Annotated in this window: 1 pseudogene; it reads right to left on the reverse strand. The window is 71.0% G+C overall.

The features are described 5' to 3' along the window. Positions 1 to 269 precede the first annotated feature (269 nt). Positions 270 to 11,837 (reverse strand): annotated as a pseudogene (locus tag WMF28_RS20550) (SDR family NAD(P)-dependent oxidoreductase); the annotation flags it as partial. Positions 11,838 to 11,842 lie beyond the last annotated feature (5 nt).

The following is an 11,842-nucleotide window of genomic DNA, read 5'->3' on the forward strand; positions in this document are numbered from 1 at the left end:
GGAGCAGTTCTCTGCGACCACTAATTTCCGCCACGAAAATGAGGGGATCCCTCAGGTGACGAACGACTCACCCAGCGCTCGGGCTGTCCGGAATTCCGCGGTTTGCAGCGAGCGTCAACAGCTGGCTTCTCCGCAACGCGGATACGACATCTCTGTCTCGACGACGCTGCGTTCGATGGGGTTCGCGGCGTGAGGTGTCCCTCCCCGCTATTTATACATGGGCGGCATTCTCCATCTTTGATGGGAATTACCGAGGTGCCTCCTGCCGATCAGCCCACGTAAGCTTGCGGTTGGCTGGTGCCCGGTCTCCCGCGCTCTTCTCCGGGCGACGGCATGCCGTCGACACCAGCCGCCGCGCCGTCCTCGCGCCTGTCACCAGATGCCTGGGTGGCGCGGTCGCTCGAGCGCTCTCTCCCTGGCCACAGCTGCGTCTCCACGCACGTCGACAGCTCTCGTGCCAGGCTCGCAGGATCATCCAGGACGAGCGAGTGCGTGCCGTCGAGGTGGCTCATGACAAAGCCTCCTGTCGTCACCTGACGCCACGCCTCGATGGATGACGCATCTGGGATGATCTCGTCCCTCGTCGCTGCCACGGCGAGGACAGGGACGTCCAGCAGCTTTTCCTCGGCCCACCGATAGCTCATTCCAAGCCGCGCATCCGCACGGAACGAGGGGAGGAGCGCCGCACGAAGCTCGCCGTCGTCCAGGGCTGCCTCCGGCCATGCCCCGACCGCGGCCATTCTCTTCACGACGGTGTCGTCATCCTCCTCGATCCCCACTTGCATCGTGCTCTGTCGTGCGTCGGACGGCGGGCTCATGCAGGCGACGGCGAGGCCGAGCGGCGCACGATGCACGCCACGAGACAAGGCTCCGCACAGCACCGCGTAAGCGGTCCATGTCCCGAAGCTGTAGCCGAAGAACAGCGTGGGCAAGTCGAGTCGCTCGCGCAGCGCATCGCACACCTCGCTGACGAAGACGCTCATGTCCGTGACCGGCGTCTCTGCGAGCCGATCGCCCCGAGCCGGGGCCTGGATCGCCACGAACTCCACGTCATCGGCCACATGCTGGGCGAGGGGCAAGAACAGAGAGGCTGCCCCTCCAGCGCCCGGGAAGCAGACGATCCGGACGGCGGGGACGCGCGGCGACCTGAGGATGCGAAGCCACTTGCCGGCGACCTTGTCGTTCCCCGGAAGCGAGCGCTCCCCGGCCGAAGGGAGCATGTCGAGGAGGAAAGCACCGATGGACCTGGAGTCCGGACGTGTGAAGGCCACGGTGACGGGGAGCGTGGCGCCGATCAGGCTGGAGAGCCGGTTTCGAAGCTCCACCGCCATCAAGGAGTCCATTCCGAGCTCCAGCAGGGGCTGGTCGGCCCGGATAGCAGCCGCTCCCTGCAACCCGAGCACCGCGGCGACCTCGGCTTGAACCAGAGCGACGAGCGACTTCAACCGCTCCTGCTCAGGCAGCGCCACGAGACGCTCGCGAATCGCCGAGGTGCCCTGTGATGCTGAGGAAACCCGGCGCAGGCCCGGGCGCAGCAAGGCCAGGAACAGCGGAGGCAGCGCGCCGCCGGTGTCGAGCTTGCGCTGGAGCGTCGCCAGATCGAAGCGCACCGGGGCCAGGCTCGCCTCGGGGCGCAGGAGCGCGGCATCCAGCAGCGAGAGGCCCTCCTCGATCGACATCGGCACAAGCCCTGCGCGCCGGATGCGTGACAGCTCGGCCTCGCCCAGGTGCGCTGTCATGCCCACACCCGCTTGCGCCCAGAAGCCCCACGCCAGGCTCGTCGCCGCGAGCCCGCGGCTGCGGCGGTGCGCCGCGAGCGCGTCGAGGAAGCTGTTGGCCGCCGCGTAGTTGCTCTGGCCCGACGTCCCGAGCGTCCCGGCCGCCGACGAGAACAGCACGAACGCCGAGAGGTCGAGCTCCAGCGTCAGCTCGTGCAGGTGCAGCGCCCCGTCCACCTTCGGCGCGAACACCCGTGAAATGCGCTCAGGCGTCTGCGACGACAGCACGCCGTCGTCGAGCACGCCGGCCAGGTGCAGCACCGCGGTCAGCGGGTGCGCGGCCTCGATTCCGGCCAGCACCCGCGCGACCTCCTCCCGCTCCGACACGTCACACGCCGCCACCGTCACGGTCTCGGCGCCGAGCTCCTCGAGCGATTGCACGAGCTCCCGGGCCCCGGGCGCCTCCAGCCCACGGCGCGACGTCAGCACAAGGTGCCGCACTCCGTGCTCGCGCACCAGATGCTCCGCAACGGCCTGACCCAGCTCGCCTGTTCCCCCGGTCACCAGGACCGTGCCCGTCGGGTCCAGCCCACGAGCCGGCGTGAGCGTCTCCGCTGCCGCCTGCACGCGCACCAGGCGCGCGGCCAGCGCCGCGCCGCCACGCAGCGCAAGCTCAGGCTCCGTCGTCATCACCAGCGCGCGCGCCAGCAGCTCGCCGTCCACAGCCTCGGTCCCGACGTCGATCAGGCGCAGCCGGCGCTCGGGGTGCTCGTTGCGCGCCGTGCGAACAAGCCCCCACAGCGGCGCGTGCGCCAGGTCCTGGACACCGTCGCCCGGACCGGCGCTGACCGCATCCCGCGTCACCCACACCAGCTCCACCCCCTCGAGCCAGGGCTCCGACACCCACGCTTGCAGCAGCGACAGCGCCTCTCGTGTCGCCTCGTGCGACGCCGCCACCACGCCCGACTGGCTGAGAGCGGCAGCAGTGACATCGACCACCACCCGCACAGGCGCGCTCGCGCCCTGCTCGAGGCGCGCAACCAATGCATCGAGGCTCGCGACCGCCTCCGCTTCCAGGATCTCGGCCAGTTGCCCTCGCCCCTCCGGGACCATGACAAGCATTGGCGGGGCCGGCTCCGACAAGCCGGCCACGAGGCGCACAGGGCGGAAGTCCACCCGATACAGATGCTGCGCCTCGGTACGGATCGCCGCCCTCAGCTGCTCGGCCGTCGCCCAGCGCAGCTGCAGCTCGCCGACGCTCGCCACGGGCTGGCCGGTCGCATCTGCAACGGACAAGGAAGCCGTGATCTGCCTGGAGCCCCCAGTCTCCTGGAGCTCCATCCGGACCCGGAGCTCGCTCGCTCCCATGGCGTGCAGCACCACGTCCGACCAGGCGAACGGCAGGAGCACCTCGTTCGCTCCTGGCCTCTCGGAGAGGGCCGCAACCATCGTGTGCAGCGCGGCGTCCATCAGCGCCGGATGCACGCCATAGTCCTCGGCGCTGTCCCCCGCGGCCTTGGGCAACACCACGCGGCCGAACAACGTCGTGCCTCGACGCCACAGCTCCACGAGCCCCTGGAAGGCCGGGCCGTAGTGGAGTCCACGCACCTCCAGCCGCTCGTAGAAGCCGGAGAGATCCACCGCCTCGGCGCCGGGCACTGGCCACGTCGTCAGCTCATCGAGCTCGCCAGGGGTGCCGAGGGGCTCGTCGGTCAACACGCCCGTCGCGTGCTGCACCCAGGGGGCGTCTTCCGGCCCCTGCTCCGGCTGGCTGTACAGCCCGAACTCACGCCGGCCCGCGGCGTCGGGCGCCCCGACCGAGAGCTGCAATCGCACGGCCACGTCCTCGGCGAGCACCAGCGGCTCGGCCAAGACCATCTCCGACAGCGCCCCGCTGCCCGCTGTGCGCCCGGCCGCCAGCGCGAGCTCCAGCATCCCCGTGCCCGGGAACACCACGTTACCAAACACCGCATGGTCGCGGAGCCACGGCTGCTCACCCAGCGACAGCCGGCCTGTGAACAGATGGCCGTCGCCGTCGGCCAGCTTCGTCGCCGCTCCGAGCAGCGGATGTGCTGCTGCCTTGAGCCCCGCCGAGCCCACGTCGGTACGCGCCTTCGAGATATCCAGCCAGTAGCGCTGCCGCTGGAACGCGTAGGTCGGCAGCTCCACGGACCGGCCGCCACGGCCCGACAGCACCCGTGTCCAGTCCACCTCGTGCCCCTGCACGTGCAGTTGCCCCAGCGTCCTGTACAGCTGCGACACCCCACCTTCGTCGCGCTGCAGGCTCCCCACCACCACCCCTTGCGCCTCCGCGCACGCCGTCGTCAGCGGCATCGCCAGCACCGGGTGCGCGCTCACCTCCACGAACACCCCGTGGCCGTCCTCCAGCAGCTTCGCCAGCGCTCGGTCCAGCCGCACCGTCTGCCGAAGGTTGCGGCACCAGTACTCGCCGTCCAGCCCCTCGCCGCGCGACGCCTCTCCTGTCACCGTCGAGTAAAACGGGATCTCCGTCGCCTTCGGCCTGAGCGACGACAGCTTCGCCCCCAGCTCGGGCAGCAGCGCATCCATGTGCGCGCTGTGCGACGCGTAGTCGACATTGACCCTCCGGCAGAACACACCTTCTGCCGTCAGCTCCGCCATCAGCCCGTCCACTGCCTCCACGTCCCCCGACACCACCGTCGAGCTCGACGTGTTCACCGCCGCTATCGCCAGCGCGTCGCCGTACCGCTCGATGCGCTGCTGCACCTCCGAGACCGGACGCTCGACCAGCATCATCGCCCCTGACCCCGACCGCTGACGCACCGCCTGGCTGCGCAGCGCCACGACCCGCGCTCCCTCCGCCAGCGACAGCGCTCCGCACACCACCGCCGCCGACACCTCGCCCTGGCTGTGGCCCACCACCGCCGCGGGCTCCAGCCCCAGCGACCGCCACGCCGCGGCCAGGCCCACGCACATCGCGAACAGCGCTGGCTGCACCACGTCCACCCGCTCCAGCGACGGCTGCTCCTCCCCGCCTTCTCCGCGCAGCACCGACAGCACAGACCAGCCCGTCCACGGCCGCAGCGCCGCGTCACACGCCTGCACCGCCTCCGCGAACGCCGCGCTCTGCTCCAGCAGCGCTCGGCCCATCCCCGGCCACTGGCTCCCCTGGCCGGGGAACACGAACACCACCTTGCCTCGCTCCCGCGCCTTGCCCACGGCCACCGCGCGGTGGCCGCGACCCTCTGACTGCGCGCGAAGACCCTCCACAGCTTCCGCAACGCTCGCCGCATGCACCGACGCGCGTGCCTCGAAGTGCGTACGGTGCAGCGCTGCCGTGCGCACCACGTCCGCCCACCCCACCTCCGCGTGCTCTTCCAGCCACTTCGCCCAGCGCCCGGCCTGCGCATTCACCGCAGCCTCGTCTCGACCCGACAGCACCAGCGGCATCGCCGCAGGCGCCACCTCGGCCTTGACCTCGACGGGCTCACGCCGCGCCTCGCTGGGCGCTTCTTCGAGGATGATATGCGCGTTGGTCCCGCTGATGCCGAACGACGACACCCCGGCACGACGGACCCGGCCGTTCCGCCGCCACGGACGCGCCTCTTGAAGCAGCGACAGCCCGCTCCCCTCCCACGCGATGTGCAAGCTCGGCTGCTCCGCGTGCAGCGTCTTCGGCAGCACCTCGTGCTGCAGCGCCAGCACCATCTTGATCACGCCCGCCACACCCGCGGCAGGTCCCGTGTGCCCCAGGTTCGACTTCGACGACCCCAGGTACAGAGGACGCTCGGGGCTACGCTTCGGGCCAAACACCTCCGCCAGCGCTCCGGCCTCGATCGGGTCTCCAAGGCTCGTGCCCGTCCCGTGCGCCTCCACCGCGTCGATGTCCTCGGGCGACAGACCACACGACGATAGCGCCTGCCGGATCACCCGCTGCTGGGCAGGGCCGTTCGGCGCCGTCAGACCCTGGCTGCGGCCGTCCTGGTTCACCGCCGAGCCACGGATCACCCCCAGCACTCGGTCGCCGTCGCGCTGCGCGTCAGACAGCCGCTTCAGCAACAGCATCCCGCACCCCTCGGCCCAGCCCGCTCCGTCCGCCTGCGCCGAGAAGCTCTTGCACCGACCGTCTCGGGCCATCCCCTTGAGGCGGCTGAACTCCACGAACAGCACGGGGGTGCTCATGACCGTGACCCCGCCGGCCAGCGCCAGGTCGCATTCGCCCTGGCGCAGCGCCGCGCACGCCAGGTGCAGCGACACAAGCGACGACGAGCACGCCGTGTCCACCGTGATCGCTGGGCCCTGAAGCCCCAGCACGTAAGCCACCCGGCCAGAGATCACGGAGCCAAGATTCCCCGTCATCTGGTACCCGTCCAGAGCATCCAGGACGCTCCCGGTCTGGCTGCCGTAGTCCGAGCCGGCCGAGCCCAGGTATACCCCGGTAGCGCTCCCGCTCAGCGCCGAGGGGCGCATGCCGGCCCGCTCCAGCGCCTCCCACGCCGTCTCCAGCACCAGCCGCTGCTGGGGATCCATCGCCTGCGCCTCGCGCGGTGAGATCCCGAAAAAGCCCGCGTCGAAGAGGTCGACGCCGTGAACGAAGCCTCCCTCGCGCGCATAGCTCTTGCCCACGGCGTCCGGATCAGGAGCGTAGATACTAAGGGCGTCCCAGCGTGCAGGGAAGCCCTCGATCGCGTCCTTCCCTTCCGCCAGGCCAAGCCAGTAGTCTTCCGGCGTCGCCACGCCCCCTGGCAGCCGGCACGCCATCGACACGATAGCGATGGGCTCGTCCTCCTGCCCGCGACGACGCCCCCGCGGGCGGGCCCCCGCGCTCTTCAGCTCCGAGAACGCCTGCTTCAGCAGCAGCTCCGCGACGGCCCGCGGCGTCGGGTAGTCAAAGACCAGCGTCGCCGGCAATGGAGTCTCGGTCCGGGCGGTGAGGCGGTTGCGCAGCGCCACCGCCATCAACGAGTCGAGCCCCAAATCCTTGAGCACCTGATCTGCTGCCACAGCCTCACGGCGTGGCAGCCCGAGCACCACGGCCACCTCGGCCCGAACCAGCTCGACGAGCGCATTCAGGCGCTCCGACTCCGGCAGCCTCGCGAGACGCTCACGGAGCGCCGAGGCTTCCTGGGTTCCAAACGTAGCCTTGCGCAGGCCCGGACGCAGCAGCGCCCGGAGCAGCGCAGGCAGCTGGCCGCTGGCCTCGACTCCTCTCTGCAGCCTGGCGAGGTCCAGGTACGCCGAAACCAGGCTCGCTTCAGGCCGCGAGAGCGCCGCGTCCAGAAGCGACAACCCCGCGCTGAAGGAGATCGGCATCAGACCAGATTGTTTCGTGGCTCCCGGCTCGGCGGTGCTCGGTCGGGCGGTACCCGTCGGCTCCGGCATCCACGACCCCCACGCCAGGCTCGTCGCCGCGAGCCCGCGGCTGCGGCGGTGCGCCGCGAGCGCGTCGAGGAAACTGTTGGCCGCCGCGTAGTTGCTCTGGCCCGCCGTCCCAAATGTACCGGCCGCCGACGAGAACAGCACGAACGCCGAGAGGTCGAGCTCCAGCGTCAGCTCGTGCAGGTGCAGCGCCCCGTCCACCTTCGACGCGAACACCCGTGAAATGCGCTCCGGCGTCTGGGCGGCGAGGACGCCGTCGTCGAGCACGCCGTCGTCGAGCACGCCGGCCAGGTGCAGCACCGCGGTCAGCGGGTGCGCGGCCTCGATTCCGGCCAGCACCCGCGCGACCTCCTCCCGCTTCGACACGTCACACACCGCCACCGTCACGGTCTCGGCGCCGAGCTCCCCGAGCGATTGCACGAGCTCCCGGGCCCCGGGCGCCTCCAGCCCACGGCGCGACGTCAGCACAAGGTGCCGCACTCCGTGCTCGCGCACCAGATGCTCCGCAACGGCCTGACCCAGCTCGCCTGTTCCCCCGGTCACCAGCACGGTGCCTGCCGGGTCCAGCCCGCGAGTTCGGGTGACCTCTTCCACCGCCTGCACGCGCACCAGGCGCGCGGCCAGCGCCGCGCCGCCGCGCAGCGCAAGCTCCGGCTCCGTCGCCATCGCCAGCGCGCGCGCCAGCAGCTCGCCGTCCACAGCCTCGGTCCCGACGTCGATCAGGCGCAGCCGGCGCTCGGGGTGCTCGTTGCGCGCCGTGCGAACAAGCCCCCACAGCGGCGCGTGCGCCAGGTCCTGGACACCGTCGCCCGGACCGGCGCTGACCGCATCCCGCGTCACCCACACCAGCTCCACCCCCTCGAGCCGGGGCTCCGACACCCACGCTTGCAGCAGCGACAGCGCCTGTCGCGCCGCCTCGTGCGACGACGCCGCCACGGCCAATTGGCTGGGAGCGGAATCAGTGACATCGACCACCACCCGCACAGGCGCGCTCGCGCCCTGCTCGAGACGTGCGAGCAATACATCGAGGCTCGCGACCGCCTCCGCCTCCAGGATCTCGGCCAGTTGCCCTCGCCCCTCCGGGACCATGACAAGCATTGGCGGGGCCGGCTCCGACGAACCGTCCACGAGACGCACAGGGCGGAAGTCCACCCGGTACAGATGCTGCGCCTCGGCACGGGTCGCCTCCCTCAGCTGCTCGGCCGTCGCCCAGCGCAGCTTCAGCTCGCCGATGCTCACCACAAGTTGCCCCACGGAGTCAGCGACGTACAGCGAAGCCATCGCCTGCTCTGCGCCGTGATCCTGGAGATCCATCCGGACCCGGAGCTCGCTCGCGCCCATGGCGTGCAGCACCACATCCGACCAGGCGAACGGCAACAAGACGGCGTCTTGCTCTGCCATCTCCGGGAAGGCCGCAACCATCGTGTGCAGCGCGGCGTCCATCAGCGCCGGATGCACGCCATAGTCCTCGGCGCTGTCCCCCGCGGCCTTGGGCAACACCACGCGGCCGAACAACGTCGTGCCTCGACGCCACAGCTCCACGAGCCCCTGGAAGGCCGGGCCGTAGTGGAGTCCACGCACCTCCAGCCGCTCGTAGAAGCCGGAGAGATCCACCGCCTCGGCGCCGGGCACTGGCCACGTCGTCAGCTCATCGAGCTCGCCAGGGGTGCCGAGGGGCTCGTCGGTCAACACGCCCGTCGCGTGCTGCACCCAGGGGGCGTCTTCCGGCCCCTGCTCCGGCTGGCTGTACAGCCCGAACTCACGCCGGCCCGCGGCGTCGGGCGCCCCGACCGAGAGCTGCAATCGCACGGCCACGTCCTCGGCGAGCACCAGCGGCTCGGCCAAGACCATCTCCGACAGCGCCCCGCTGCCCGCTGTGCGCCCGGCCGCCAGCGCGAGCTCCAGCATCCCCGTGCCCGGGAACACCACGTTACCAAACACCGCATGGTCGCGGAGCCACGGCTGCTCACCCAGCGACAGCCGGCCTGTGAACAGATGGCCGTCGCCGTCGGCCAGCTTCGTCGCCGCTCCGAGCAGCGGATGTGCTGCTGCCTTGAGCCCCGCCGAGCCCACGTCAGTACGCGCCTTCGAGATATCCAGCCAGTAGCGCTGCCGCTGGAACGCATAGGTCGGCAGCTCCACGGACCGGCCGCCACGGCCCGACAGCACCCGTGTCCAGTCCACCTCGTGCCCCTGCACGTGCAGTTGCCCCAGCGTCCTGTACAGCTGCGACACCCCACCTTCGTCGCGCTGCAGGCTCCCCACCACCACCCCTTGCGCCTCCGCGCACGCCGTCGTCAGCGGCATCGCCAGCACCGGGTGCGCGCTCACCTCCACGAACACCCCGTGGCCGTCCTCCAGCAGCTTCGCCAGCGCTCGGTCCAGCCGCACCGTCTGCCGAAGGTTGCGGCACCAGTACTCGCCGTCCAGCCCCTCGCCGCGCGACGCCTCTCCTGTCACCGTCGAGTAAAACGGGATCTCCGTCGCCTTCGGCCTGAGCGACGACAGCTTCGCCCCCAGCTCGGGCAGCAGCGCATCCATGTGCGCGCTGTGCGACGCGTAGTCGACATTGACCCTCCGGCAGAACACACCTTCTGCCGTCAGCTCCGCCATCAGCCCGTCCACTGCCTCCACGTCCCCCGACACCACCGTCGAGCTCGACGTGTTCACCGCCGCTATCGCCAGCGCGTCGCCGTACCGCTCGATGCGCTGCTGCACCTCCGAGACCGGACGCTCGACCAGCATCATCGCCCCCACCCCCGACTGCTGCCGCACCGCCTGGCTGCGCAGCGCCACGACCCGCGCTCCCTCCGCCAGCGACAGCGCTCCGCACACCACCGCCGCCGACACCTCGCCCTGGCTGTGGCCCACCACCGCCGCGGGCTCCAGCCCCAGCGACCGCCACGCCGCGGCCAGACCCACGCACATCGCGAACAGCGCCGGCTGCACCACGTCCACGCGCCCCAGCGACGGCAGCTCCTCACCTGCCTCACCTGCCTCACCCGCCTCGCCGCGCAGCACCGACAGCACAGACCAGCCCGTCCACGGCCGCAGCGCCGCGTCACACGCCTGCACCGCCTCCGCGAACGCCGCGCTCTGCTCCAGCAGCGCTCGGCCCATCCCCGGCCACTGGCTCCCCTGGCCGGGGAACACGAACACCACCTTGCCTCGCTCCCGCGCCTTGCCCACGGCCACCGCGCGGTGGCCGCGACCCTCTGACTGCGCGCGAAGACCCTCCACAGCTTCCGCAGCGCTCGCCGCATGCACCGACGCGCGTGCCTCGAAGTGCGTACGGTGCAGCGCTGCCGTGCGCACCACGTCCGCCCACCCCACCTCCGCGTGCTCTTCCAGCCACTTCGCCCAGCGCCCGGCCTGCGCATTCACCGCAGCCTCGTCTCGACCCGACAGCACCAGCGGCATCGCCGCAGGCGCCACCTCGGCCTTGACCTCGACGGGCTCACGCCGCGCCTCGCTGGGCGCTTCTTCGAGGATGATATGCGCGTTGGTCCCGCTGATGCCGAACGACGACACCCCGGCACGACGGACCCGGCCGTTCCGCCGCCACGGACGCGCCTCTTGAAGCAGCGACAGCCCGCTCCCCTCCCACGCAACGTGCGGGCTCGACTGCTCCGCGTGCAGCGTCTTCGGCAGCACCTCGTGCTGCAGCGCCAGCACCATCTTGATCACGCCCGCCACACCCGCGGCCGCCTGCGCATGTCCCAGGTTCGACTTCGACGACCCCAGGTACAGAGGACGCTCGGGGCCACGCTTCGGGCCAAACACCTCCGCCAGCGCTCCGGCCTCGATCGGGTCTCCAAGGCTCGTGCCTGTCCCGTGCGCCTCCACCGCGTCGATGTCCTGAGGCGACAGCCGGCACGACGACAGCGCCTGCCGGATCACCCGCTGCTGGGCAGGGCCGTTCGGCGCCGTCAGACCCTGGCTGCGGCCGTCCTGGTTCACCGCCGAGCCACGGATCACCCCCAGCACTCGGTCGCCGTCGCGCTGCGCGTCAGACAGCCGCTTCAGCAACAGCATCCCGCACCCCTCGGCCCAGCCCGCTCCGTCCGCCTGCGCCGAGAAGCTCTTGCACCGACCGTCTCGGGCCATCCCCTTGAGGCGGCTGAACTCCACGAACAGCACGGGGGTGCTCATGACCGTGACCCCGCCGGCCAGCGCCAGGTCGCATTCGCCCTGGCGCAGCGCCGCGCACGCCAGGTGCAGCGACACAAGCGACGACGAGCACGCCGTGTCCACCGTGATCGCTGGGCCCTGAAGCCCCAGCACGTAAGCCACCCGGCCGGAAAGCACGCTCGCCGCGCTCCCCGTACCCCGGTACCCGTCCAGCGCGGCGAGGTCACCGCCGAGAAGAGCACCGTAGTCCGAGCCCATCGAGCCCAGGTATACCCCGGTGGAGCTCTCGCTCAGCGCCGAGGGGCGCACGCCGGCCCGCTCCAGCGCCTCCCACGCCGTCTCCAGCACCAGCCGCTGCTGGGGATCCATCCCCTGCGCCTCATGAGGCGAGATCCCGAAGAAGCTCGCGTCGAAGACATCGATATCCCGCAGGAATCCACCCTCGCGCACGTAGCTCTTGCCCACGACCTCCGGATCGGGGTCGTAAACAGAGAACGACTCCCATCGGGAAGGGAAGCCCTCGATCGCGTCCTTCCCTTCCGCCAGGAGACGCCAGTAGTCTTCCGGCGTCGCCACGCCCCCTGGCAGTCGGCACGCCATCGACACGATCGCGATGGGCTGGGTGCGCGAGGCCT

This window comes from Sorangium sp. So ce590 (assembly GCF_051521365.1).
In the GTDB taxonomy this organism is placed as follows: domain Bacteria; phylum Myxococcota_A; class Polyangia; order Polyangiales; family Polyangiaceae; genus Sorangium.